The 23,664-nt window shown below is 26.2% G+C and carries 28 protein-coding genes; 23 read left to right on the top strand and 5 right to left on the bottom strand.

The window, feature by feature from the left end; translation table 11 throughout:
• Nucleotides 1-6 precede the first annotated feature (6 nt).
• Nucleotides 7-219 carry a hypothetical protein gene (locus ACQPUY_RS02530; protein WP_430839343.1) on the top strand — a complete coding sequence of 71 codons (213 nt, stop codon included), beginning with the start codon at nucleotides 7-9 and terminating at the stop codon, nucleotides 217-219.
• Between the two features lie 67 nt (nucleotides 220-286).
• Here ACQPUY_RS02530 and ACQPUY_RS02525 read toward each other — a convergent pair whose 3' ends face one another.
• Nucleotides 287-700 (bottom strand): EamA family transporter, encoded by a 414-nt coding sequence (locus ACQPUY_RS02525; RefSeq protein ID WP_430839342.1) that lies wholly within the window; start codon nucleotides 698-700, stop codon nucleotides 287-289.
• Nucleotides 701-1,047: 347 nt separating this feature from the next.
• Here ACQPUY_RS02525 and ACQPUY_RS02520 point away from each other — a divergent pair, with 347 nt between their 5' ends.
• The gene (locus ACQPUY_RS02520) at nucleotides 1,048-1,812 is read left to right on the top strand and encodes a hypothetical protein (RefSeq protein ID WP_430839341.1); all 765 of its coding nucleotides are present in this window, start codon (nucleotides 1,048-1,050) and stop codon (nucleotides 1,810-1,812) included.
• 50 nt (nucleotides 1,813-1,862) lie between these two features.
• On the opposite strand, the gene ACQPUY_RS02515 is transcribed toward ACQPUY_RS02520, so the two are convergent.
• Nucleotides 1,863-1,994 carry a hypothetical protein gene (locus ACQPUY_RS02515; protein ID WP_430839340.1) on the bottom strand — a complete coding sequence of 44 codons (132 nt, stop codon included), beginning with the start codon at nucleotides 1,992-1,994 and terminating at the stop codon, nucleotides 1,863-1,865.
• A gap of 163 nt (nucleotides 1,995-2,157) precedes the next feature.
• Between ACQPUY_RS02515 and ACQPUY_RS02510 the strand changes: the two genes are divergently transcribed.
• The 9 genes from ACQPUY_RS02510 to ACQPUY_RS02470 all read left to right on the top strand — a co-directional run bounded on the left by ACQPUY_RS02510 (nucleotide 2,158) and on the right by ACQPUY_RS02470 (nucleotide 8,771).
• The gene (locus ACQPUY_RS02510) at nucleotides 2,158-2,772 is read left to right on the top strand and encodes a class I SAM-dependent methyltransferase (protein ID WP_430839339.1); all 615 of its coding nucleotides are present in this window, start codon (nucleotides 2,158-2,160) and stop codon (nucleotides 2,770-2,772) included.
• Between the two features lie 42 nt (nucleotides 2,773-2,814).
• Nucleotides 2,815-3,489, top strand: coding sequence for a response regulator transcription factor (locus tag ACQPUY_RS02505; RefSeq protein WP_430839338.1), 675 nt, complete (start codon nucleotides 2,815-2,817; stop codon nucleotides 3,487-3,489).
• Entirely contained in the window at nucleotides 3,486-4,505 is a 1,020-nt protein-coding gene (locus tag ACQPUY_RS02500; protein WP_430839337.1) for a sensor histidine kinase, read from the top strand. Before ACQPUY_RS02505 ends, ACQPUY_RS02500 begins: the two co-directional genes overlap by 4 nt.
• Nucleotides 4,506-4,664: 159 nt before the next feature.
• Nucleotides 4,665-5,222 (top strand): GNAT family N-acetyltransferase, encoded by a 558-nt coding sequence (locus ACQPUY_RS02495; RefSeq protein WP_430839336.1) that lies wholly within the window; start codon nucleotides 4,665-4,667, stop codon nucleotides 5,220-5,222.
• Nucleotides 5,223-5,297: 75 nt separating this feature from the next.
• Nucleotides 5,298-6,446, top strand: coding sequence for a hypothetical protein (locus tag ACQPUY_RS02490; RefSeq protein WP_430839335.1), 1,149 nt, complete (start codon nucleotides 5,298-5,300; stop codon nucleotides 6,444-6,446).
• A gap of 202 nt (nucleotides 6,447-6,648) precedes the next feature.
• The gene (locus tag ACQPUY_RS02485) at nucleotides 6,649-7,089 is read left to right on the top strand and encodes a GNAT family N-acetyltransferase (protein ID WP_430839334.1); all 441 of its coding nucleotides are present in this window, start codon (nucleotides 6,649-6,651) and stop codon (nucleotides 7,087-7,089) included.
• A gap of 78 nt (nucleotides 7,090-7,167) precedes the next feature.
• A complete protein-coding gene (locus ACQPUY_RS02480; RefSeq protein WP_430839333.1) occupies nucleotides 7,168-7,338 on the top strand; it encodes a hypothetical protein in 171 nt (56 codons plus the stop codon).
• Between the two features lie 171 nt (nucleotides 7,339-7,509).
• Nucleotides 7,510-7,815: a hypothetical protein gene (locus tag ACQPUY_RS02475; protein WP_430839332.1), complete on the top strand. Its 306-nt coding sequence runs from the start codon at nucleotides 7,510-7,512 to the stop codon at nucleotides 7,813-7,815.
• A gap of 143 nt (nucleotides 7,816-7,958) precedes the next feature.
• A complete protein-coding gene (locus tag ACQPUY_RS02470) occupies nucleotides 7,959-8,771 on the top strand; it encodes an alpha/beta fold hydrolase (RefSeq protein ID WP_430839331.1) in 813 nt (270 codons plus the stop codon).
• Nucleotides 8,772-8,855: 84 nt separating this feature from the next.
• Here ACQPUY_RS02470 and ACQPUY_RS02465 read toward each other — a convergent pair whose 3' ends face one another.
• Nucleotides 8,856-9,596, bottom strand: coding sequence for a hypothetical protein (locus tag ACQPUY_RS02465; protein WP_430839330.1), 741 nt, complete (start codon nucleotides 9,594-9,596; stop codon nucleotides 8,856-8,858).
• A 252-nt stretch (nucleotides 9,597-9,848) separates the two neighbouring features.
• Here ACQPUY_RS02465 and ACQPUY_RS02460 point away from each other — a divergent pair, with 252 nt between their 5' ends.
• From ACQPUY_RS02460 to surE, 4 genes are all read left to right on the top strand, one after another.
• Nucleotides 9,849-10,619: an ABC transporter ATP-binding protein gene (locus ACQPUY_RS02460; RefSeq protein WP_430839329.1), complete on the top strand. Its 771-nt coding sequence runs from the start codon at nucleotides 9,849-9,851 to the stop codon at nucleotides 10,617-10,619.
• Nucleotides 10,609-12,603, top strand: coding sequence for an ABC transporter permease (locus tag ACQPUY_RS02455; RefSeq protein WP_430839328.1), 1,995 nt, complete (start codon nucleotides 10,609-10,611; stop codon nucleotides 12,601-12,603). Before ACQPUY_RS02460 ends, ACQPUY_RS02455 begins: the two co-directional genes overlap by 11 nt.
• Nucleotides 12,604-12,734: 131 nt before the next feature.
• Nucleotides 12,735-13,736, top strand: a complete 1,002-nt coding sequence (locus ACQPUY_RS02450) for an LLM class flavin-dependent oxidoreductase (protein WP_430839327.1) — start codon at nucleotides 12,735-12,737, stop codon at nucleotides 13,734-13,736.
• A gap of 188 nt (nucleotides 13,737-13,924) precedes the next feature.
• Nucleotides 13,925-14,680 carry a 5'/3'-nucleotidase SurE gene (surE, locus tag ACQPUY_RS02445; protein ID WP_430839326.1) on the top strand — a complete coding sequence of 252 codons (756 nt, stop codon included), beginning with the start codon at nucleotides 13,925-13,927 and terminating at the stop codon, nucleotides 14,678-14,680.
• A 57-nt stretch (nucleotides 14,681-14,737) separates the two neighbouring features.
• Here the strand turns inward: surE and ACQPUY_RS02440 are convergent, their stop codons facing one another.
• On the bottom strand, nucleotides 14,738-15,403 hold the full coding sequence (locus ACQPUY_RS02440; protein ID WP_430839325.1) for an N-acetylmuramoyl-L-alanine amidase family protein: 666 nt from the start codon (nucleotides 15,401-15,403) through the stop codon (nucleotides 14,738-14,740).
• 278 nt (nucleotides 15,404-15,681) lie between these two features.
• On the opposite strand from ACQPUY_RS02440, the gene ACQPUY_RS02435 reads away from it, so the two are divergent.
• The 7 genes from ACQPUY_RS02435 to ACQPUY_RS02405 all read left to right on the top strand — a co-directional run bounded on the left by ACQPUY_RS02435 (nucleotide 15,682) and on the right by ACQPUY_RS02405 (nucleotide 22,341).
• The gene (locus ACQPUY_RS02435) at nucleotides 15,682-16,242 is read left to right on the top strand and encodes a TetR/AcrR family transcriptional regulator (RefSeq protein ID WP_430839324.1); all 561 of its coding nucleotides are present in this window, start codon (nucleotides 15,682-15,684) and stop codon (nucleotides 16,240-16,242) included.
• Nucleotides 16,243-16,260: 18 nt separating this feature from the next.
• Complete coding sequence (locus ACQPUY_RS02430) at nucleotides 16,261-17,052, top strand: rhomboid family intramembrane serine protease (protein ID WP_430839323.1); 792 nt, start codon at nucleotides 16,261-16,263, stop codon at nucleotides 17,050-17,052.
• 256 nt (nucleotides 17,053-17,308) lie between these two features.
• Entirely contained in the window at nucleotides 17,309-18,082 is a 774-nt protein-coding gene (locus ACQPUY_RS02425; protein WP_430839322.1) for a hypothetical protein, read from the top strand.
• A gap of 14 nt (nucleotides 18,083-18,096) precedes the next feature.
• Nucleotides 18,097-19,182 (top strand): AAA family ATPase, encoded by a 1,086-nt coding sequence (locus ACQPUY_RS02420; RefSeq protein WP_430839321.1) that lies wholly within the window; start codon nucleotides 18,097-18,099, stop codon nucleotides 19,180-19,182.
• An 11-nt stretch (nucleotides 19,183-19,193) separates the two neighbouring features.
• Nucleotides 19,194-20,537 (top strand): vWA domain-containing protein, encoded by a 1,344-nt coding sequence (locus ACQPUY_RS02415; protein ID WP_430839320.1) that lies wholly within the window; start codon nucleotides 19,194-19,196, stop codon nucleotides 20,535-20,537.
• Nucleotides 20,538-20,671: 134 nt separating this feature from the next.
• Complete coding sequence (locus tag ACQPUY_RS02410) at nucleotides 20,672-21,328, top strand: hypothetical protein (RefSeq protein ID WP_430839319.1); 657 nt, start codon at nucleotides 20,672-20,674, stop codon at nucleotides 21,326-21,328.
• 143 nt (nucleotides 21,329-21,471) lie between these two features.
• Complete coding sequence (locus ACQPUY_RS02405; RefSeq protein ID WP_430839318.1) at nucleotides 21,472-22,341, top strand: methionyl aminopeptidase; 870 nt, start codon at nucleotides 21,472-21,474, stop codon at nucleotides 22,339-22,341.
• Nucleotides 22,342-22,404: 63 nt separating this feature from the next.
• On the opposite strand, the gene ACQPUY_RS02400 is transcribed toward ACQPUY_RS02405, so the two are convergent.
• Nucleotides 22,405-22,734, bottom strand: coding sequence for a HesB-like protein (locus ACQPUY_RS02400; RefSeq protein ID WP_430839317.1), 330 nt, complete (start codon nucleotides 22,732-22,734; stop codon nucleotides 22,405-22,407).
• A gap of 186 nt (nucleotides 22,735-22,920) precedes the next feature.
• Here ACQPUY_RS02400 and ACQPUY_RS02395 point away from each other — a divergent pair, with 186 nt between their 5' ends.
• Nucleotides 22,921-23,664 carry a hypothetical protein gene (locus tag ACQPUY_RS02395; protein ID WP_430839316.1) on the top strand — a complete coding sequence of 248 codons (744 nt, stop codon included), beginning with the start codon at nucleotides 22,921-22,923 and terminating at the stop codon, nucleotides 23,662-23,664.

Below are 23,664 nucleotides of genomic sequence, written 5' to 3'. Positions count from 1 at the left end.
GAGGTTATGAAAGATAGAGAATATATAGAGAAAGAAGCAAGAATTCTTTATAAATATATAGTTGAAGATAATGAAAAATTTGTTAATAAGAGACAACTATATGCAAGAATATTAAATAATATAAAGAATACAGCTGAATGTGATATAGGTGGAATTGAGACATTAGATTTATCTTTAAGTGAAATAAAAGAAGTAATCAAAAATGTGGTAGAAAATTAAAGAAAAGAAAAACTCAGCAATTTGCTAAGTTTTTCTTTTCTTTAATTTTTGATTATAAATAATTTCACTATAGTATCATAATGAAAGTACCAATAGTAATAAATATACCGCCTAAAATAGTTTTAAAACTAGCAGCTTCTTTTAGTACAACAAAAGCTAAAATCATAGTAATTACGACACTAAACTTGTCAATTGGAACTACTTTAGAAGCTTCCCCAATCTGTAAAGCCTTATAATAGAATAACCAAGACAGTCCTGTTGCAATACCAGATAAAATTAAGAATAGCCAGCTTTTTTGACTTATGTTACTAATTTGATTTATACTACCGTTTATTAGTACTATTCCCCATGCCATTACTAAAACAACCACAGTACGAATTGCAGTAGCTAGATTTGAATTTATGTTTTCAATTCCTATTTTAGCTAATATTGAAGTTAGTGCTGCAAATAAAGCAGATAATAAAGCGTAGATAACCCACATATGAATAACTCCTTTGAAATTAATATTTTTTAACAATAGAAACATCCTCCATCTATAGTTTAAGTATAATAGTATTATATAATATCATTAAATATAAGAAAAGGTGATAGAGTTTTTTAATTAATAAAATACTATTTATACATATATTAGCATAAAATTTGTTAAAATTTTAAAAAATACACATATATTATACATTTTAAGCATTATATATACTAAAGATAGTTTAAATAAAAATTATAATAGAATAATAATTAAGTTATAAAATTAATTATTATAGGGTAAAAAATGAGAGAACAAGCTTATGGTATAGAAATAATAACTGTAACAAATATTATGGAGGGGATAGTATGGTATTATCAACTAATCCGGCAGTTAGACTATACGAAATTTTAAGTGAATCAAAAGAGCTTTGTAGTAATAATACTAAAAAACAAAGGAGATTTAAATCTGTAGCATCAGTTATTTCTGAAATTTTTGATGTAGATATTAATAATGATGAAAAAATATTTAAATCTATACTTCAAGTTGTTGAGATAATAGAAAATATAAAAAAACAAATTAGCAAAATTCAAAGCAATTCAAAAGAAGAACTTATAAAATCTTTGACTAATTTTGAAAAAAAGATTATGGCTATAGGATTAGATGACGATATACAGCAATTAGATACTATAATTACAAATGAAATATTAATATCAATTAATGGATTAGCTTTGGCTTTAGATGTAAGTAATCAATATAAAAATATTGAGGAAGATAATTTAACTATATTTAAGGATAAAATAGAAATATTAATAGAAGAATTAAAGGAATTAGAAGTAAATGAAGAGCTTAAAGTATTTCTAGGTAATGTACTTAGTGATTTGTATAATAAGATAGATGAATATAAAATATATGGTATAGATGGATTGAGGGTTTCTATTGAACAAGGACTTGGTAGTATAATGCTTAATAAAAAGGTTTGTGAAGAAGTCTCTAAAAATAGTAAATTTAAAGAAAACATTAAAAAGGTTTTAGGTTTACTTACAAGTATTAATACTACAATTTCTTTTGTTAAAAATATAATACCAATAGCACAGGAAGCTAATGAAATGGTAAGTAGATTATTAGGATAAAAGTATAAAATACCGTTTATTATTCTAAACGGTATTTTATACTTTTAATTTTATTTATATATAGTATTTGGAGAAGGTTCATCTTCTCCAGTAGGTGTTTTTTCTATAGCCTTATTTCTTATTTTCTCATTATACTTTGGTGAATTTGGATTTATATTATTTTTAGATCCTTTAGTTTTCATTTACAATCCTCCTTAATATAGTTATCAATATTTAGATTTACCAAATTATAAAAAAATATTAAGGTATTTAAATAAATTAACTTTTTATAATATGGTATCTAATAAATAATTAGGATATAATTATATTAAATTGGAATTTACAGATTAAGGGAGAGGGGTTTTGATGAAAAATACTAAAGATTTTTATAATAAAACAGCATCAGAATGGGCTGATAAATGGTATGATGATGAATCATTAATTCCTTATATAAAGGAATTTTTTAATTATTTACCTAAAAAGCCTCGTATTTTAGATTTATGTTGTGGAGCAGGATATGAGAGTATGAGAATGAAAAAACTTGGAGCTGATGTAGTTGGACTTGATTTTAGTGAGGAAAGTATAAAAATAGCAAATGAAAGAAATTCAGGTATTAGTTTTGTTGTTGAAGATATGTTAAATGATTATTCTTATCTTGGTAAATTTGATGGTTGTGTAGTAATAGCAGGATTTGTGCATATTCCTAATGAGAAACTTTCTAAGGCATTTGAGAAAATTGATAATGTATTAAATGATAATGGATTTCTATTTATTGTTGTTAAAGAAGGAACTGGTAAGAATGAAAAATCAAGTTATGCAACTATTGATGGTGAGGATTATGATAGAGATTTTTATTTGCATACTCTTGAAGAACTAAAAGGATATTCGTCTGGTAAATTTGATTTTGTAAAGGAATTGGTATTTGAAAATGCTTCTCAATGGGAATACTATATTTTTAAAAAGTGCAGTACTAACAAGTAGTTTAAAGATGAATGAAAAGCATAGAATTTAGAAGGTGATTAAATGGATACAAATAAGATTTTTATTATTGAAGATGATGAGAAAATAAGAAGTGAATTATGTACATTTTTAAATAGATATGGTTATGAAACTACATATTCATTAGATTTTGAACATGTTATAGATGAAGTTTTAAGGGAGAAATATCACTTAATTTTATTAGATATTAACTTACCTTATTTTGATGGATATTACATTTGTAGAGAAATAAGAAAAAAAAGTTCAGTACCTATAATAGTGGTAACTAGTAGGGATAGTGAAGTTGATGAACTTATGAGTATGAATTTAGGAGCTGATGATTTTATAACAAAACCTTATAATACACAAATTCTTTTAGCTAGGATATCATCCTTGTTAAGGAGAACTTATAACAATCATGAATCAGAAATCTTAGAATATAGGAATCTTCAACTTAACTTATCTAAAAGTGAAGTAGAATATAATAGAAACAAAATAGAATTAAGCAAAAATGAAAGTAAAATTTTATATGTACTTATGAAAAATAAAGAGAAGATAGTGTCTAGAAATGAAATCATAGAGTCATTATGGGAGTCTGATGATTTTATTGACGATAATACATTAACTGTTAATATTAATAGACTTAGGAAAAAGTTGGAGGAAATAGGTGCAGTAAATTTTTTGAAAACTAAGAGGGGCCAAGGTTACATAATAATATGAAATTGATAGATTTTTTTAAAGAAAGAATATTATTTATAATAATTAGCTTAATAATTTCAATCTTTACTTCAATTCTACTTTCAACTTTAAAAGTAGATTTTTATGCAATTATATTTGTATTTATAATAAATTTTATAGGTATTTTAATTTATCATATCTATGATTATTTTAATAGAAAAAAATATTATGATGAGCTAATTAATAATTTAGAAGCTTTAGATAAAAAATATTTAATTTCTGATATCATAGACGAGGGAAGTTTTTTAGAAGGTAAAATTTTATACTATATAATTAATGAAACAACTAAATCCATGAAAGATGATATATCGGATCTACGAATAAATAATAAAGAATATAGAGAATATATTGAGCTTTGGGTTCATGAAGTAAAGACACCAATTGCAAGTAGTAAGCTTCTGATAGAAAATAATAAATCAGAATTAACTAAAAGTATAGGCGAAGAAATAAGCAAGGTTGAAACGTATATTGAGCAGGCATTGTTTTATGCAAGAAGTAATACATTAGAAAAAGACTATATTATTAAGGAAATTGATTTAAAGTCAGTAGTTAATAAAGTAATAAGAAGAAACTCAAAGGTATTAATTGAGAAAAAAATTAAAATTGAAATATTAGATATAGAAAAAATGGTTTATACAGATAGTAAGTGGTTAGAATTTATTATAAATCAAATAGTATCTAACTCAATTAAGTATATAGATAACAATAAATTAGAAAATATAATTAAATTCTACACAAAAAATATTGAGGAAAATATAGTTCTTTATATTAAGGATACAGGAATTGGAATGAATGAAAGAGATGTAGTTAAAGCTTTTGAAAAAGGATATACAGGTGAAAATGGACGTAGGTTTGGAAAGTCTACAGGAATTGGATTATATCTATGTAAAAAGTTAACGCAAAAACTTGGATTAGGAATTGGTCTAGAATCAGAAATTAATAAAGGAACCCAAATAGCAATAGTATTTCCTATAAATAAAATGATGATATTTGAATAAAGTACGAGGGTAATATAATATTGTTTTCTCAGTCACGGGCTACAAGTCGAAACAATATTATATTATCCTCTTTTTATTTATTTGAATATTATATTATTGGTAAAATATGTTATAATCAATTGTAATAGAATTATATGATGAATAAAAAGGGGGAAGAAAATGAGGGATATAATTACAAGTAGACTAATATTAAGACCTTGGAAACTTAGCGATAGTAAAGATTTGTATGAATATGCTCAAAGTGAATTAGTAGGTCCAAAGGCTGGTTGGAAGCCACACAAATCTGAAGATGAAAGTAAAGACATAATAAAAATGTTTATAAGTAATAATGATTCATATGCAATAGTTTTAAAGGAAGAAAACAAGGTAATTGGAGGAATAGGTTTACATAATAGAAAACCTGATGTTTCTTTAGATCATTTAGAGCAAAGAGAAATTGGGTATGTTTTAAATCCTAAATATTGGGGAAATGAATATATTCCCGAAGCAGTAAAAGGATTAATTAATTATGGGTTTAATAAAATGAATTTAGACTTAATATGGTGTGGACATTTTGATTTTAATAATAATTCCAAAAGAGTCAATGAAAAATGTGGCTTTAAGTATAAATTTACAAGAAAAGAAAATCTAGAAAGATTAGATAATATAGAGGTTAATGTGCTATATTATAATATTTTAAGAGATGAATATCAAGATAGGTATGTGAAGAATGAATAATATTAATATATTGTAATTAATTTTAATTAATATATCAGTAGGGGATATATTGCATGAGAATTTATAGAGGAATTTATGTTAAGTGATTTAAAGATAATGTTAGATGTTAATAATGAAAAAAAGGAAATACAAGTAGAATCAGAGATAAATTTTTCAGATAATGTTTATAATTTAAAATTAATACTAAATGAAGGTCTAATTTTAAATAAAATAACTGATTGGAATGGTAACGAAGTAATATATAATGAAGAATTAAATGCAAATGCATTATTTATACAATCAGGTAAAAGAGTAACTTTAAAAATACCTGAAGGTACAAAGTCGATTACAATGATTTATAGTGGAAACATTTCAGGATGGCATAATACAATTACTGATAATTATATAGCATTAAACTTCTATTCTGCATGGTATCCTATTTTTGAAGATTATGATATGGAAATAGCAAAGAAGGTAACAGTAAAGAATATTAGTGATTTTACTGTTGTAAAGGGAAGAAAGAATAAAGAAGATTGGGAATATGAAAGCAATGATTTTGATTGCAATATCTTAGCAGTTAAAGATTGGAATAGTATTTCTCTTGAAAACTTTAGTCCAAAACTTAATATATATTTCAATAATAGACAAATAGAAGAAGTTAAGGAGCTCTCTAAGTCATTTAGTAATATAATAAGTTATTTTACAGGACTCTTAGATGTAGAAAGTAATATTAATGGTACTTTTGATATTGTAATTCCAAGCTCGGATGAAGGGGGATATTGTAGAGAAGGGCTTATTGTATTAGGTGATTTGCCTAGTGATAGGATAGATGTAGATGATTTTCTTGCCCATGAATGTGGTCATATTTGGTCAACAGGGGCTGATGTAAACTCGTGGGAAGATTGGCTAAATGAAACTTTTGCTGAGGTATTATCATTAAGCTTTATTAAGAAGAAATACGGTGTTGAAGCGTATAAGAAGAGAATAAACGATATAAGAGAGATAGCTAAAAAATCTCCACAAATTAAAAGTGAAAATGGGGAAAGGCCAGATGGAGTTCACTTTAAAGGAACTTATTTAATGCATAGATTAAGTGAGATATTTGGTGAAGATACATTAATTGAGATAGTTAAGTTATTTGTTAGATTACAAAATAAAACAACGGAAAATTTATTAAGAGAAATAAAGTTAAAAGTTGGAACAAAAGTATCTAAGTTTATTGAAGAGAAATTAACAGAAAGATGAATAGTGTTTTTTAGTTAGTAATTTAAAAGCAGTTACAGGTAATAAATAAAATTATTCTTTTACATATAATATGCATATTATATTCAATTTAAAGAAATAAGAGGGAGTTTATTCAAATTCGTGTTTGTATTAAATTGTGAGCGATAAATAGGAATTTATCTAAGAATCTTAAGTATAACGAAATTAAAAAGCAGGTGAAAAAATGAAATTTGAGGTAATTAAGCTAACAAGTAAGTATTTAGATGAATGTGTGGATTTATTTATAGATACCTTCACAAGAGAGCCTTGGAATGATGAGTATGATTCTAAGGAGCAAGTGGAAAATTTCTTTATAAACCACATGAAGAATAATTATTTTCTAGGATATATAGGATTAATTGATGAAAAGGTTGTTACATTAAGTGTAGGTATGAAAAAGCCTTGGATAGCAGGGGTGGAATATTATATAGATGAATTCTGTATTGGTCATGAATTTCAAGGAAAAGGTATTGGAAGTATGTTCATTAAGAAAATAGAGGACTCATTGGCAGATGAAAATATTAATGGAATGATTTTAAATACTGAGAGGGGTTATCCTTCCTTTGAATTTTATATTAAGAATGGATTTAAAGTTTTAGGTGATTTGGTTGTTTTAGGGAAATAGTGGAGGAGAAAGTGATAAAATAAGGAATCAATTGGATTATATAATTTATTATATGTGTATAAAAAAGGAGAGAGAGTTATGATAAAAAAAATCCTTTATGCTTTACTTATTGGAGCTGGTGTTGGCTTAACAGGAACATTCCTATATATTAATTTTAAAACACCCATAAAAATATTAGGTATTACGCTATCACTTTGTATGTTAATTAGTGGGATGCTTCTTAATTATAGAAGTAACCTAAAAAAATAAATTTCATTATCAAACTAATACATTGTATAAGTAAAAATCTTAATATATTACGAAGCAATTATTAAAAATGTGGTCTGAAAATTGAATTAAATATAATTGGGAAATATCATATAATCAATTATGGGTATAGTACTATTACGAATTATATAAATATAAAAAGGAGTAAGTAAAGTGTTAGTAGCTATTATGATATCATGTTTTTTATCTACACTAATATTTAGCTATTTGTTCTATTGGTTAAATAAAAGTAAATTTGGATTATTTAAACAAATTCAAAGTAAAATTGATACTTTGAATGAAAAGAAGAAAAATAAATTAAAATTAATTACGTACATTTTCGTGATTATAGTATTGTTTTTTTTATTACTAAATAATATAAATAGGATTATGATTGGGGTTATTGCAGGAATTATAATATCATTTAGAGATATATACTTTAGAAATACTTTTATAGATATTTTAAAAAATGATCAATAATTTTAAGATAGTATAAATCACTTAATAAATTTTATTTTTGAAAATTAAATATTTAGATATAAAAATAAGTACATGTAATTCATATATTTATATATACTGGAATAATCTATTAATAAAAAAGTTATATTAATGGAGGTATTTATATGGGGTACTATATTAGAGTAGAGCCTAATGTAGCAATTTATGTAGAGGATCTTAACCCATACGGAAATAAGACAATATTATTTTTACATGGTTGGCCTGGAAGTCATAAACTATTTGAGTATCAGTTTGATCAGCTTCCCAAAATGGGATATAGATGTATAGGAATCGATACTAGAGGCTTTGGTGATTCAAGTAAGCCTTATGAAGGTTATGACTATGATCGTTTGTCAGACGATGTTAGAAGTGTAGTTGACACATTAAAGTTAAAAGATTTTACAATAGCAGGACATTCAACTGGTGGAGCTATAGCTATTAGATATATGAGTCGTCATAGGGGATACGGAGTATCTAAACTTGCTCTTTTTGCAGCAGCAGCTCCTAGTCTTATTAAACGTCTAAATTTTCCATATGGTCTAGAAAAAGAAGTGGTGACTGATATTATTCAAGGAACCAATAATGATCGTCCTAAAATGCTAAGAGATTTTGGTGATATATTTTTCTTTCAGAATATAACACAACCATTTTCTGAGTGGTTCTTTCAATTGGGGTTACAGGCAGCAGGCTGGGCAACTTCAGCCATTGCAAATACTTGGATAGATGAAGTTCTATTTTCAGATTTAGGAACAATAAATGTACCTACTTTAATAATTCATGGTATTCATGATAAAGTTGTTCCATTTGAACTAGGTGAGATACAAAATAAAAGCATTAAAAATTCAAAACTTATACCATTTGAGTATAGTGGACATGCATCTTTTTATGATGAACGAGATAAATTTAACGAAGAATTGATGAAATTTATAGAAGAGTAAAGTTTTTGTTACTTAGAATTTTGCTTCGCAAAATTCTAAGTAGGAGTAACTTCGACTGACTAAATAAAAGATTCAGAGTCTTAGTTAAATTTTCTTTAATATAAAACTAATTAATAGATTTATTGAGGAAAATATTACTGAAATTATTAATACATTAGTTAAAAGTAAATTGTATTTAACCATATTTAAATAAGATAATAAGTTAAAATTAATGATATTAAATATCAATAATATTAAGAAGATAAATATAACACCAATAAATGCTCCTTTAATATCTGCTTTACTTAAAGAAATGTGAGAGCATATGCTAAATACTAAGTATAAAAACAAATAAAACTCTGGTCTTTTAAAATTTTCTAATGAAAATATATTTTTTAAAAATATAAATAAACCATTAGCACTTAATAAATCATTTGTAGATTCTAAAGAAGCTGGTACAAATATTTTAAGTAGCAAAATAATAAGTAAGCTTCCACATAGAATAGGTGCTATACCTATAAAAAAGTTACCTATTTGATGATATATATTCTTAGGATTATATGAATGATTAACATATCCTAAAGTTCCATCTCCATTATTAGCTTGAAAGAATTTAACTTCTTTAATTTTATGTCCAAATAACTTAGCCACAATAAGGTGGCTAAGTTCATGAACTGGAACTCCAACGATACCTGTAACATAAATAGCTTTTTTACCAAACTTTTTTTGGTAGTTATTCATAGAAGTATTTCTTAAAAGACCAAGGACTAGCCCAATAATAACTATAGCACCAGTAAACCAGAATAAATCTACTAATGTCTTTATTAATATATTTTCAATTTTCATAAGTTAACGTACTCCCTTTTTATAATTTCCATCCTTCAGTTTTGAAGTTATAAATTAATTGTTAAATTAAATTTTATAATAATATTATATTTTAGTCCAATCTTTTAATGAGATTAAGTGATTTTATATTAAAAAATTTTATATAATAATGTTTATATTACAAAAATGTAAGGTTTATGTTATATACTTCAATGGATGTAGGATAAGAATAATAATACAATAGTCCTATAGTAAGAAATAGGAGGATTAATTATGGGAAAAGAAATATTAAGAGTAGATAATATAGAAAAGTACTATGGTAGAAAAGGAAATATAACTAAGGCCATAGACAATATAAGCTTTACTGTAGAAGAAGGAGAGTTTGTTGGAGTGATGGGTGCTTCAGGAAGTGGTAAGACTACACTCTTAAATTGTATATCAACTATTGATAAAGTAAGTAGTGGACATATTTATATTTCTGGAAATGATATTACAAAATTAAATTCTAAAAAAATATCAAAATTTAGAAGAGAAGAGTTAGGTTTTATATTTCAAGATTTTAATTTACTAGATACATTAACAGCTTATGAAAATATAGCTCTTGCCTTAACTATAATGAGAGTTAATCATAAGGAAATAGATAAAAGGGTTAGGGATATAGCTAAAAAGCTAAATATAGAAGAGGTTTTAAATAAATATCCTTATGAGATGTCAGGTGGACAAAAACAAAGAGTTGCATCAGCAAGAGCAATTATAACTAAACCTTCGTTAATACTTGCAGATGAACCAACAGGAGCATTAGATTCCAAAGCAGCAAAAATGCTACTTGAAAGTATGGAAGACTTAAATGAAAACTTAAATGCAACTATTATGATGGTTACTCATGATGCATTTTCAGCTAGTTATGCAAGAAGAATTTTGTTTATTAAAGATGGTAGGATATTTAATGAATTAGTAAGAGGAAATGATTCAAGAAAGGAATTTTTCGATAAGATAATTGAAGTTATTACACTTCTTGGAGGTGATCAAAATAATGTATTCTAAGTTAGCTTTTAGGAATTTAAAAAGAAGTTTTAAAGATTATGCAATTTATTTCCTAACATTAGTTTTTGGTGTTTGTATATTTTATACATTTAACTCAATACAATCTCAAAGTATTATGCTTGAATTAAATGAAGTTCAAGCAATGGCCTTTGAGCAAGTAGATCAAATAATGGGTTTTGCATCAATATTTGTATCATCTGTATTAGCATTTTTAATTGTTTATGCAAATAATTATTTAATAAAGAGAAGAAAAAAAGAGTTCGGAATATATATGACTTTAGGTATGGATAAAGGTAATTTATCTACAATTATATTTTTGGAAACCTTATTAGTAGGTATAATATCTTTAGTAGTTGGTTTAGGAATAGGCATTATTTTATCTCAAGGATTATCAGTATTAACTGCTAAAATGTTTCAAGTTAACTTTCTTAAATTTAAATTTGTTTTTTCATATAATGCAATGATAAAAACTTTAATGTCCTTTGGAATTATTTATATATTGGTTCTTATGTTTAATTCAATATCTATTAGAAAGATACAATTAATAGATTTATTAAACTCCTCAAAGAAGAATGAAAATATAAAAGTAAGAAATGTTTGGATTTCTGTAATTGTATTTATAGTAAGCTTAATAATGGTTGGATCAGCTTATTATATTGTACTAGACAAAGGAGCTTCAACTGTAGGAATTAATGTGAATGGAACAAGTATTTTGCTTGGAGCTGTTGGGACGTTTTTATTCTTCTTCTCATTGTCAGGATTTTTATTGAAACTTGTTCAATCAAAGAAAAAATTCTATTTGAAGGATTTAAATATGTTTGTATTAAGACAAATTAATAGTAAAATTAATACAGTTTTTGTTTCAATGTCCTTTATATGCCTATCTTTATTCGTAGGTATATGCATGCTTGCAGGAGGTCTTGGAATTAATAGTGCTATAAATGCTGAATTAAAAGATCTAACTCAATATGATGAGACAATTTGGAGTTTTGAAGGTGTAGATATAGAGGAATATTTAAATGAGAGAAATGTTGATATAAGAGATTACTCAAAGGACTATGTTAGTTATATAAATTATAAAGGAAACCTTAAATATAGTGATTTATTATCTGAAAAAGATATAAATAAATCAAAGGATTTGTATCCTATTGCAACAGATACTGAAGTTCAAATTATTCCATTAACAAAGTTTAATGAAATATTGGAAATGGCTAATAAGAGTCCTATAACATTAAATGATGGAGAATATGCCTTATTTTCGGATATAGATAGTTTAATAAATCCTCTAAATAATGCATTAGAGGATAATAGAGAAATTAATATCAATGGTAATATTTTAAAACCAGGTATTAAGAAGGCGATAGAAGTAGTAGCTTATAATCAAATGATGAAAAGCAATCTTTGTACTATAATAGTAAAAGATGATATTGTTAGTGGACTTACTCCATGGACATCATATTTAAATTTTAATTATAATCAAGATAATGGAAATGTTATTAATGAAAAACTAAATATTATTAGAGAAGAAGCTATAAAGGAAAAGGAAAATCTATTGTATTCTATTACGAAAGAGGAATTAATTGCAGGTTCTACTAGTACTGGTGCTATAATATCTTACTTAGGAATATATATCGGAGGAATATTCTTAATTGTTTCAGCCGCAGTATTAGCTTTACAACAGTTATCAGAATCTACAGATAATATTTCAAGATATAATTTATTAAAGAGGATAGGTGTAGATGAAAAGATTATTAATAAGTCTTTATTAACTCAAATAGCTATTTACTTTTTAATGCCTTTATCATTAGCTTTAATACACTCAATAGCAGGATTGGAATTTTCAAAAAGAATTATAACTTTATTTGGTAGTATAAGTATTATGAAAAATATTTTAATTGCTTTATCAGTACTAGTAATAATTTATGGAGGATATTTTATTGCTACTTATTTAGGGGCAAAAAAGAATATTAATAATATAATTTAATAATTTATAATTATAGGAGAGCTTTATAAGTTCTCCTTTTATTATTTTAAATATGTACTTGAAAATATTTCTCAGAGGTTTATAGTTATATAATAAGAATATAAAATAAACATTTGAGAGGAGGCACTGAAATGAATATAAAATTAAGTGCATTAGATCAATCTCCTATAAGAGAAGGTTCAACAGCTACAGAAGCATTGACTAATACTATAATTCTTGCTCAAGAGCTAGAAAAGTTAGGATATTATAGGTTTTGGGTATCAGAACATCATGATACAAAGAGTTTAGCAGGATCAAGCCCGGAAGTACTTATTTCAAGTATTGCAGCAAAAACAAATAAGATTAGGGTAGGTTCAGGTGGTGTTATGTTACCTAATTATAGTCCATATAAGGTTGCTGAAAATTTTAAAGTTTTAGAGGCATTATATCCTAATAGAATTGATTTGGGATTAGGTAGAGCACCTGGTGGTATGCCATTAGCAACTAAGGCTTTAATGCAGGGAAGAAGTATTTTCAGTGATGATTATGAGGAAAAGGTATTAGATTTAGTAAGATATATTTATGATATAGTTCCCGATAATCATGAATTTAGTGGACTTAAAGCAACTCCATCAATTAATACTTATCCAGAAATTCACATACTTGGCTCTAGTGGGGGAAGTGCAGGACTTGCAGCAGGTATTGGTGCATCTTATGCCTATGCCCAATTTATAACTGGAGGTATGGGAGTTAGTTCTGTTAATTGGTATAGAGATAATTTTAAAAAATCTATTGTATCTGAAAGTCCTAATACTATTATTTGTAGTTTTGTTATTTGTGGAGAAACAGAAGAAGAGGTTAATAATCAAGTAGCAGTTATGGATTTAACATTGCTTTTAGTAGAGATGGGAAAATCTTTAGGAGTACCAACTTTAGAAAGAGCATTAGCATATGAGTATTCAGAAGCTGAAATGCAAATTGTTAATAGAAATAGGAAAAGGATGATAGTTGGAACTCCGGATAAGGTTAAAGAACAAATTGTTAATATGAGTAAAATTTATAATACTAATGAATTTATGATAATTAATTTAAATACAGACTTACAAAATAAAATAAAGTCTTACAGATTAATAGCTGAAGCCTTTAGGGAATAACTTTTTACAAATTCCTTTCTTCAGTTTTAAAGTACACATATTAATTTTTCAAATGATTTGGAACCTAGAAACAGAACAAAAATTCATAATTCCGAGAAATGAGAAATTATTACCTTTACTTCTTTTTATAATATAAAATTTTATGGTAGTATATTATATATAATAAAAGTATTTTAAGGAGGACTCATATGAAGGTTTTAATTACTAATGATGATGGTATAAATGCAAGGGGAATATTAGAATTAGCAAAAGAGATTTCAAAGAAACATGAAGTTATAGTTGTAGCACCTAGGGATCAAAAAAGTGCATCTAGTCATTCTATTTCAATTCATAATCCAATAAGAATCAGAGAAGAAAAGTTAGATGAAAAATTTAAATCATATAGTTTAGTTGGAACTCCTGCTGATTGTACCCAAGCTGGGTTATCATTATTATGTAAAGATATAGATTTGGTTATATCAGGGATAAATAGGGGGTTAAATTGTGGTACAGATATATTATATTCAGGAACTGTATCAGCAGCAGTAGAAGGAGCAATTTATAATGTACCATCTATTGCAATTTCTATGGAAGTAGATTGGGAGAGATATGATGAGGATTATACAAAAGCAGCTAAATGGATAAGCAAAGTTGTAGATATAGCTGAAAATAACTATTTAAGAAATGATGTTGTTTTAAATGTTAATGTACCAAATGTAAATGAAGATGAAATCAAAGGAATTAAGGTGTGTAAGCTTGGAAAGTCTACATATAAGAATAGTTATGTATTATTAGAAGAAGATGATGATATGGTTTATGAAATTAAAGGAACAAGAAATGATATATGTGAAGAAGATTCAGATCTTTATTTCTTATCAAAAGGGTATGTTACATTAACTCCATTGCATTTTGATTTTACGAATTTCAAGATTATAGATGAGGTAAAAAATATATTTGAAAATTAGGTGATGTATGGGCACTAAAAAACCTTAAGTTTTTTAGTGCCCTATAACTGAGACAGCCTATTTTTTCCTTTCTTCTGATATAATATCTTTATTTTCTTCAATATATTGTAATAAGGATCTACTTATAGCCTTTGCTACAGCTTCTTGGCCTCTATCGGATTTTAAATATTTTTCATCATATGAATTACTTAAAAATCCTAATTCAACTAATACAGGGATATTTTTATTTAATTCTAAAACTGCTAAAGCATCATCTTTACTTTCATAAGTTTTTAAACCTCTATCTTCTGTATAATTTAATTCTGTTAAAGTATTTTGAATAGTTTGTGCTAGGTTTTTGCTATTTTCATCATTATTCTTATACCAAGTTTCAATTCCCTTGGAATCCTTATTATCATGATTACTGTTACAGTGAATAGAAATAAATAAGTCTGCTTTAAATATTTCAGATATTTTTATTCTTTCCTTTAAGCTATCATTAGCAGTTTCAACCCCGGGAAGTAAATCATTTGTTCTTGTATAAATTACCTTGATTTCATTTTCTTCTAGTATCTTACCAAGCTTCAATGAAATATCTAAGACTATGTTTTTTTCAAGAGATCCTGAGGATCCTTTAGCCCCTGTATCCCAATCTCCATGACCTGGGTCTATACAGACTATAGTTTTATCTTCATCATTAGAAGAAAATGCAATTTTTTTATTAACGTAATTTTTATTATTCATCAATAAAATAAGTGATAATATGCAAATTCCGCTTAATATAATACATAAGCGAAATATTAATTGCCTTTTTCTTTTACGTTTATATAGGAGTTTTCTTTTGTGTGTAATATCAAATTTTGGCTTTTCCATAACATACTCCTCTTATTTTATATATATTCTACATAATATAATTATACTAAGAGAAATAATATTTGTAAATAAATGGAAAAAATAAGTGACATATCATTAGTTGATAATATAGAAAGATTGATATAAACTATAATAAAGGAGGAAGGTCTATGCCTAAGATTTTACAAAATCCAAGAGAAACAATATTAAAGGAAGGATATGCATTATTAGAAGAAAAAGGATATAAAAGCTTTAGTATGAGAGAATTAGCTAATAGATGTGAAATAGGCCTTGGAACAGTTTATAATTATTTCGAAAATAAAATGGCTATAGTAGGAGAAATATTTAGCTCTACTTGGAATGAAATAATAGACAATTTAAAAACTGTTAAAGATAAGGATATATCCTTTGAAGAAAAAATAAAATTAATTTATCTAGGGTTAGAAAAATTTCTAGTATATCATAAAGAAGTATTTTTTGAGTTGACAAAAGAGGAAAAAACTATAGAAAATAAGAAATCTTATTCGTGTACTAAATATGATGTATTAGATGAGTTATATATAATAGTTGATGAAATAATAGATTTACATAAAGATACTAAAGATATAACTATGAATATAGAAACTAGAAAGTTAACTTCGTTTTTAATAAACAATATGATAGCTATATCTATGAAAAACACTGAATTTTCTATAGAAGATTTATTATATATAGTTGGAAATAAATTGTAAAGGAGAAATTTTAGTATTATGAATTGGTTGAATAAGCTAGAGAGAAAAATAGGAAAATTTTATATAAGAAATTTAATGTTAATTATAATATTTGGTACTGCACTTGTTTATGGTTTTACACTCTTAAGTGGAGATAACACATTAATTAATAATATTGAATTAGTACCATCTAGAGTAATGGAAGGAGAAGTGTGGAGACTTGTAACCTTTATATTTGTTCCAACAAGTAGTGGTATAATATCTTTTATGTTTTCTATGTATTTTTATTATTTAGCAGGAACCGGATTAGAGCATGAATGGGGAGAGTTTAAGTTTAATTTATATTACTTAATTGGAATGCTTGCAACTATAGTTCTTTCAATGATAACAGGTGGAACAGCAACAGGAACATATATTAATCTTTCGCTATTTTTAGCTTTTGCTAGGATTTATCCTAACTTCGAAATTTTATTATTCTATATAATACCTATCAAGGTTAAATATTTAGCTATTTTTAACTGGGTTATTATAGGCTTTAACTTCTTATTTGCAGGTTCTTTTGCTGGAAGAATATTGATTTTAATTCCAATAATTAATTTTTTCATATTCTTTGGAAAGGATATATTTACTGGAACGAAGAGTGGAGCAGTTAATTATAAAAGGCAACAAAAGTTTAAATCACAAGTAAGACAAAGAGAAATACTTCATAAATGTGAAATTTGTGGAATAACTGAAAAAGATGATCCTAAAATGGAATTTAGATATTGTTCTAAGTGTTCAGGAAAAAAGTGTTATTGTATTAACCATATAAGAAATCATGAGCATAAATAAAAATTAGTAAAATATATAAATAGTGTTTAAGGCAAAGGTATTTAGAAATACTTTTGCTTTTTTAATTTATAGAAAAATACAAATTAAGGCTTTGCTTAAAAAATAAGAGGCGTAATCGTTTTAATATTTAATAATCAAGAATAATTATTAAGTGATAGTAATAGTAATTATTAATTAAATATAGTATAATGAAATTAAATAAAATGAATAATAATTTAAAATATAGATAAGTTTTATTGATAAGAAGGGAATAAAAATGGAAAGTAACGATTTAAAAAAGATATATGATAATCCTATGTATATAAGATATATAGATAATCCAAGTAATGAATTAATATTAGAAGCTGTTAAGAAAAATGGTTTAGCAATAAGATATATAAATAACCCAACAAAAGAAATGAAGGAAGTTGCAATTAAAAATAATCCTTTATCAGTTGAATATATTAATGATTTAGAAGAAGATAATGCAGTATTAGCTGTTAAATTACTTTGGAATTCATTAAAGTATATTAAAAATCCAACAGATAAAGTTAAGCTAGAAGCCGTAAATGCAAAAGGATGGGCCATTCAATTTATAGCAAATCCTACAGAGAAAATGCAATTAAAGGCAGTTTCAAAGGATTATGATTCGATTAAATATATAAAAGAACCATCAGAAGAAGTTCAGTTAGCTGCCATAAAGAAATATTGGGCTGCTATAAAGTTTATAGATAATCCTACTTTAGAAGCAAGAAGAGAAGCAATTAAGGGGAATGAAGAAGCAATTAATTATATTAACTTTAATTTAGATGAATTAAGAGTTTTAGTTGGAGATAATATAAAGGTTGTTAAATATGTATATGATTCTATTGATGTTGATTTTGTAGTTAATGTAGTTATAGACAAGGTTAAAGAAGAGTCAGTTGATGAAAAGTATATAAAGGATTTTTTAGAGCTTGAAATATTGGAAATGGATAAGATAAATTTTATTAAAGAATATGGAAGTAAAAAGTCTAAAGTTTTATTAGTTGATTATAAACTTTCAAGATAAAAAGAGGTGAGAATATGAAGTTTTCAGAAGCAATAAGTACTGTGGAATTAGTTATAGAATCAGGATGTGTTCCATTAATAATAGGTGAAGCTGGTATAGGTAAGACTTCCTTAGTTAAAAGAATATGCAATAAGGATAATTATTATTTAGTTAATATAGATGCTAATCTTTTAAAAGAAGGTGAAATTGGAGGACTTCCAATAGTTGAAGGTGGAAGAACTAAATATGCAACTCATTACAAGCTTATAGAAATTGAAAAGGCAGTATCAGATAACAAGTATAATGGTGTTTTATTATTTATAGATGAACTTAATAGATGTGAACATGCTGTTCAACAAGAACTTATGAATCTAATATTAAATAGAGAGATTAATGGATATAGATTACATGATAATGTAAAAATAGTAGCTGCAATGAACCCATCAAATAAATATGATGGCTTTGAAGATAGTGATTATCAAGTTGTAGATATGGATAAGGCCCAAGAAGACAGATTTGTTTGGATTCAATTAACTTCAGATATAAAAGAATGGATAAAGTGGGCTATGAGTGGAGAAGCAGATGTACATGATCATATAATTGAATTTTTATCAAATTTTCCAGAGTATTTAAATGTACCAAATTCAAATGAATCTATAAATGCCACTCCAAGAAGTTGGGAGAGAGTTGCAAAGGCCTATAATGTATATTTAAAAAATACAGAGATATACCCAATAGATATATTTTATAACGTAGTTAAGGGTAATCTTGGAATAAGTATAGCTACTGATTTTATTAATTATATTAAGAATATAAAAAATCCGTTAATTAAGCCTGAAGATCTTTTCTCTTATATGATATTACCAATAGAAGTAAAGGAAGAAGTAAGAGGAGAAAGCCATTCAAGACTTTATATATTGGCTAAAAACTCTCTACGATATTTAAGTGAAAATAATAATGAAGTAAATAGAAAGCTATTTTCAGATTTACTAACTTGTTATCCAAAAGATTTAAGACTTGGGATTATGAAAGAAATAAAAGGTGACGTAAAAGAAGAGGTGTACATGGATTTATTAAATGAGGATATGTTCTTAGATGCCTTCTTTAGTATTTATGAATAGGAAGAATGATTATGGTATTTGAAGAAAAAAGAGATAATTTATTAAAGCAAGCCCTAGAAATAAAAGAAAATGGAAAAGTATATAGTAGCTTTGAAAGAGAGTTTTTTTCTTTAGTTGAAAATATAATTATAGATATGCTTGAGGGAGAAGATAGCTTTTTTGGACAATTTTTAGTAAGGATAGAAAGAAGCATTAGGTTTAATATTACTTGGCCGTTAGCTACTGTTCCAAAGATGCAAGGATTTAAGATGTATTTTAATCCAGTACTTTTCCTTTATTATGATAAAAGGGAAATGCAAGCCTTATTTAAACATGAAATTTATCATATAATGTACGGGCATCATGAAAGAGAAAGAGTACTTAAAAATAAATATACAACAATGGCTGTTAATTTAGCTTTAGATATATCTATAAATCAATTTATAAAAAATCTTCCTATGGATAGTTATAAGCTTGAAAGAGTTAACTTGGAATATGGGTCTAACCTTCAAGAAGACAAACCTATAGAAGTATATGCTGAACAAATAGAAAAGGCTATTAAATCAAAGTTGACTCAAAGTATAAAGAATGAAAAAAATGATTCTATTGGTGATATGATAGATTTATCAAAGGCTCATGATGTATGGGAAGAAAGTAATTTAAATAAGGATTCCATAAGAGATATAACTAAGAAAACTGCAATAAGTTCTTATAATGGTAAGGCACCAAAAGATATAGTAGGAATAATAAATGCTTATTCAGAAAAAGCAGAGATATCATGGCAAGATGCTTTAAAAAAAGTTATTCCATCTTTAAGAGCAGGTGAAAGAAAAACTATTATGAGAAGAAATAGAAGGCAACCAGATAGATTAGATTTAAGAGGAACACTACCTAATAATGTCCCAGAAATAATAGTTGCGTTAGATATAAGTGCTTCTATGAGTGAGAAGGAGTTTAATAAAATATTAATAGAAGTTCTTGAAATAACTAGGACTAGAACTAACAAGATCACTGTAATTGAATGTGATAATGAAATAAGAAGAATATATGAGATAAAATCTAAAAATGATATTAAAAAAAGATCAGCAAAAAATGGAGCTACAAAGTTTTCACCAGTATTTAGATATATAAAAGAAAATAAATTAAGAAATTCAGTACTTATATATTTTACAGATGGAATAGGGGAAAAAGAATTAGAAGTTAGGCCTTTTAAACCGAATACTATTTGGGTATTAACTGGAGAAGATGAATTATCATTAGAAAATCCATATGGAGAGATTAAGAGAATTACTACTAAAGCTGAAAAAGGCGAGGGTGGTACCGCTGGATTAGATATGATAAAAGAATATCAGCAGGACCATGGAAGATACTTTTAGGAGCTGCCTTTTAGGCAGCTCAAATAAAAAATTAATATTTTTCATTAGGTAATAGCTACTAAATCCCCTAATACTATAAATACTAGAAAATATGAAGAAATTATGATATAATGATATTTATGTGGGGGTGTTTTATGAAATCTTACAAAATAAGTAAAAATAATAGTGTTATTTTAATAATTTTTGTATTGTTGGTTAGTTTGATTATAAACGTTTACACTTCAATTATGAATTCAAGGTATAAGGTATTGATAGGGAAAGAAACCTATAAGAGTGTAGAAGAAATTAGAAATAGAAATGAGAGTTCCTTGACTACCTTAGATCAATGTATAAAAGCTAAAAGTGTTAGTAATGAGGAATTATTATCATTATATAAAAATTATAGTTCTATATCAGAAGAATTCATCAATTTGTGGTCAAACTATATGAATTATGGTAAAGAAGAAATTATATCTTTAAATAATAAATCTAAAAAATCTAACGAAGTACCTAATGAGGTATATACAAGAATTGAGAGTTTATTATTTGAATACTTGAGTTTAGAGATGAAAAATCATAATGAAAAGATTATTCTAGATGGAGAAGTTTTAGCTAACTTTACGGCTATATATAATATGGCAAATGAGTTAAATGATTATTATAAAGAATTCAATGAAACAAATCTTAAAGGTGTGGATATAGACAAAAAGGAAACTACATATATTAAAAATCATTATTGGTTAGATATTCTAAAAGGTATAAACTCTATAATGGACTCTTATGTAAATTATGAGTTTACAGTTAAACAATAATAGTCGAGATTAAAAAACTATAGAATAAATAGTTTTTTAATCTCCTTTTTTCTTTATTTTGTGATATATTAATTATATAAATATAACAAATAATACTATGTAAAAAATATTATTAATTAAATATAGTATTAAGGAGGTAGGAAATGAATTTAAATAGAAATGATTTATGTTGGTGTAATAGTGGTAAAAAATATAAGAAGTGTCACTTAGAATTTGATGAAAAACTTGAGCATTTAAAAGCAAATGGATATGAAGTACCAACAAGAGATATGATAAAAAATAAAGAACAAATTGAAGGTATAAAGGAAAGTGCTAAAATTAATAATGCAGTATTAGATTTAGTACAAGAAAAAATTAAATTAGGAATGAATACTGAGGAAATTAATAAATTAGTTCATGATTTTACTGTTAATAGTGGAGCTATACCTGCACCATTAAATTATGGTGGATTTCCTAAAAGTGTTTGTGTATCTATTAATGATGTAGTTTGCCATGGTATACCAAGTGAGGAGACTATTTTAATGGATGGTGATATAGTTAATGTTGATGTATCAACTATCTATAATGGATATTATTCAGATGCTTCTAGGATGTTTATGATCGGCAATGTAAGTGAAGAGGATGAAAAGCTAGTTAGAGTTGCAAAAGAATGTTTAGATAAGGGATTAGATGCAGTAAAGCCTTGGGGATTCTTAGGTGATATTGGAGCTGCTATACAAGAACATGCAGAATCAAATGGATTTTCAGTAGTTAGAGCTTTTGGTGGTCATGGTGTTGGAATAAAGTTCCATGAAGATCCTTTTGTAGCTCACGTGGGTGAAAGAGGAGAAGGAATGGTTTTAGTACCTGGAATGGTATTTACTATTGAACCTATGTTAAATCAAGGTGACTATGAAGTATTTATAGATGAAGATGATGATTGGACAGTATTTACTGAAGATGGTGGATATTCTGCACAATGGGAGTACACAGTTTTAGTTACTGAAGATGGAGCAGAAATTATTTCTTGGTAATATTAAATTAATTAAAAAAACTCAAGCCTAAAAAGCTTGAGTTTTTTTTATTATGTTATGAAATTAGTGACATCCGCCACCACAAGATCCACATCCACCTTCAACTTCAATAACAGGTTTTAGAGATAATCCTCTTCCTTCATTTTCATCAGTTGAAAGTAACTTAAATCCGCCAAATTCATCTATTAATTTTTCTTCTACAACGAAAACTAAATCATTTACCTTTTGAGTAACGTCTCCATCTCTTGCTTCATCAACAGATATATTAAAAGCAGGACCGCTACAACCAAATCCAGCTAAATTGATTCTAATGCTATAGTTATCAACTTCATTTTCGTCTAAGAATTCTTTAAATTCTTTATATGCTTCTTCGCTTATTAAAATTTTATCCATATTTACACCTTCTATTTCTAAATGATAATTTATATCACTAGTATAACATAGTAAGATTAAATAGCAAGAGTTTTTTAGTACAAAATATAGTAAATTTTAATAAATAGTTATTGTCTTTAGATTATATCATAAATATAATAGTTATTATAAGCAGATAAAGACTTATTTAGAAGGGATGTTTTTATTTTGAAACCGTATGATAAGAATTACTTAAATGAAAAAATAAATGAATATAATAATTTAATATCTTTAGGTAGGGTTGGAAATTTTGAAATAAAAAAATTGAATAATAATAGTGAGTATATAGATGGATATATGTATAGAAAAAAAGATAGAATAAACTTAAATGTTTTGGAGTTACATGGTCCTAATAATATTTGGATGAGGATTTCTCCTATAGAAATAGAAAGTTCATACATGTTTATTAAGTATGCAAAAGGAAAAGTTGGGGTAGTAGGGTTAGGACTTGGATATGTAGTTCAAGAGCTAGCTAAAAAGCAAGATATAGATGAAGTGATAGTCTATGAAATAGAAAAAGATATTATAGATTTATACTATTTAAACTTTAAAGAAGATAAGAAAATAAAGATAATAAACAAAGATGCTTTTGAAGTGGAAGGTGAAGAATTCGATTATTTTTATGTAGATATTTACGAATATAAATTTGATTATAGAGTTGTTGAAGATTACGAAAAGTTTAATAATATTCATAAAATTAATGAATATCTATTCTGGGGAATAGAGCATTTTCTTTTAAGTTGCAAATATGAAGAAATTGTTTGGGTGTATGTGCCTGAACTTTGGATGGAAATGAGTAAGAAAATATTCTCAGCATTGCAAGAAGCAGATTTATTAAAGTGCTACAGACAGTTAGATGAAAACTTGGTAAGTAAAGTATTAAGTAGATTTAAAGTTCTTTTAGATGAATAA

Origin of the sequence: Clostridium nigeriense, assembly GCF_050585245.1 — a bacterium.
Lineage (GTDB): Bacteria > Bacillota > Clostridia > Clostridiales > Clostridiaceae > Clostridium > Clostridium nigeriense_A.
Note: the sequence above shows the minus strand (reverse complement) of the source record. Positions and strands in the feature narration are given on the sequence as shown.

Excerpts from the sequence above, each read along its gene's own strand:
- ACQPUY_RS02530 (WP_430839343.1), top strand. The coding sequence starts at position 7 with ATGAAAGATAGAGAATATATAGAGAAAGAAGCAAGAATTCTTTATAAA.
- ACQPUY_RS02525 (WP_430839342.1), bottom strand. The coding sequence starts at position 700 with ATGTGGGTTATCTACGCTTTATTATCTGCTTTATTTGCAGCACTAACT.
- ACQPUY_RS02520 (WP_430839341.1), top strand. The coding sequence starts at position 1,048 with ATGGTATTATCAACTAATCCGGCAGTTAGACTATACGAAATTTTAAGT.
- ACQPUY_RS02515 (WP_430839340.1), bottom strand. The coding sequence starts at position 1,994 with ATGAAAACTAAAGGATCTAAAAATAATATAAATCCAAATTCACCAAAG.
- ACQPUY_RS02510 (WP_430839339.1), top strand. The coding sequence starts at position 2,158 with ATGAAAAATACTAAAGATTTTTATAATAAAACAGCATCAGAATGGGCT.
- ACQPUY_RS02505 (WP_430839338.1), top strand. The coding sequence starts at position 2,815 with ATGGATACAAATAAGATTTTTATTATTGAAGATGATGAGAAAATAAGA.
- ACQPUY_RS02500 (WP_430839337.1), top strand. The coding sequence starts at position 3,486 with ATGAAATTGATAGATTTTTTTAAAGAAAGAATATTATTTATAATAATT.
- ACQPUY_RS02495 (WP_430839336.1), top strand. The coding sequence starts at position 4,665 with ATGAGGGATATAATTACAAGTAGACTAATATTAAGACCTTGGAAACTT.
- ACQPUY_RS02490 (WP_430839335.1), top strand. The coding sequence starts at position 5,298 with ATGTTAAGTGATTTAAAGATAATGTTAGATGTTAATAATGAAAAAAAG.
- ACQPUY_RS02485 (WP_430839334.1), top strand. The coding sequence starts at position 6,649 with ATGAAATTTGAGGTAATTAAGCTAACAAGTAAGTATTTAGATGAATGT.
- ACQPUY_RS02480 (WP_430839333.1), top strand. The coding sequence starts at position 7,168 with ATGATAAAAAAAATCCTTTATGCTTTACTTATTGGAGCTGGTGTTGGC.
- ACQPUY_RS02470 (WP_430839331.1), top strand. The coding sequence starts at position 7,959 with ATGGGGTACTATATTAGAGTAGAGCCTAATGTAGCAATTTATGTAGAG.
- ACQPUY_RS02465 (WP_430839330.1), bottom strand. The coding sequence starts at position 9,596 with ATGAAAATTGAAAATATATTAATAAAGACATTAGTAGATTTATTCTGG.
- ACQPUY_RS02460 (WP_430839329.1), top strand. The coding sequence starts at position 9,849 with ATGGGAAAAGAAATATTAAGAGTAGATAATATAGAAAAGTACTATGGT.
- ACQPUY_RS02455 (WP_430839328.1), top strand. The coding sequence starts at position 10,609 with ATGTATTCTAAGTTAGCTTTTAGGAATTTAAAAAGAAGTTTTAAAGAT.
- ACQPUY_RS02450 (WP_430839327.1), top strand. The coding sequence starts at position 12,735 with ATGAATATAAAATTAAGTGCATTAGATCAATCTCCTATAAGAGAAGGT.
- surE (WP_430839326.1), top strand. The coding sequence starts at position 13,925 with ATGAAGGTTTTAATTACTAATGATGATGGTATAAATGCAAGGGGAATA.
- ACQPUY_RS02440 (WP_430839325.1), bottom strand. The coding sequence starts at position 15,403 with ATGAATAATAAAAATTACGTTAATAAAAAAATTGCATTTTCTTCTAAT.
- ACQPUY_RS02435 (WP_430839324.1), top strand. The coding sequence starts at position 15,682 with ATGCCTAAGATTTTACAAAATCCAAGAGAAACAATATTAAAGGAAGGA.
- ACQPUY_RS02430 (WP_430839323.1), top strand. The coding sequence starts at position 16,261 with ATGAATTGGTTGAATAAGCTAGAGAGAAAAATAGGAAAATTTTATATA.
- ACQPUY_RS02425 (WP_430839322.1), top strand. The coding sequence starts at position 17,309 with ATGGAAAGTAACGATTTAAAAAAGATATATGATAATCCTATGTATATA.
- ACQPUY_RS02420 (WP_430839321.1), top strand. The coding sequence starts at position 18,097 with ATGAAGTTTTCAGAAGCAATAAGTACTGTGGAATTAGTTATAGAATCA.
- ACQPUY_RS02415 (WP_430839320.1), top strand. The coding sequence starts at position 19,194 with ATGGTATTTGAAGAAAAAAGAGATAATTTATTAAAGCAAGCCCTAGAA.
- ACQPUY_RS02410 (WP_430839319.1), top strand. The coding sequence starts at position 20,672 with ATGAAATCTTACAAAATAAGTAAAAATAATAGTGTTATTTTAATAATT.
- ACQPUY_RS02405 (WP_430839318.1), top strand. The coding sequence starts at position 21,472 with ATGAATTTAAATAGAAATGATTTATGTTGGTGTAATAGTGGTAAAAAA.
- ACQPUY_RS02400 (WP_430839317.1), bottom strand. The coding sequence starts at position 22,734 with ATGGATAAAATTTTAATAAGCGAAGAAGCATATAAAGAATTTAAAGAA.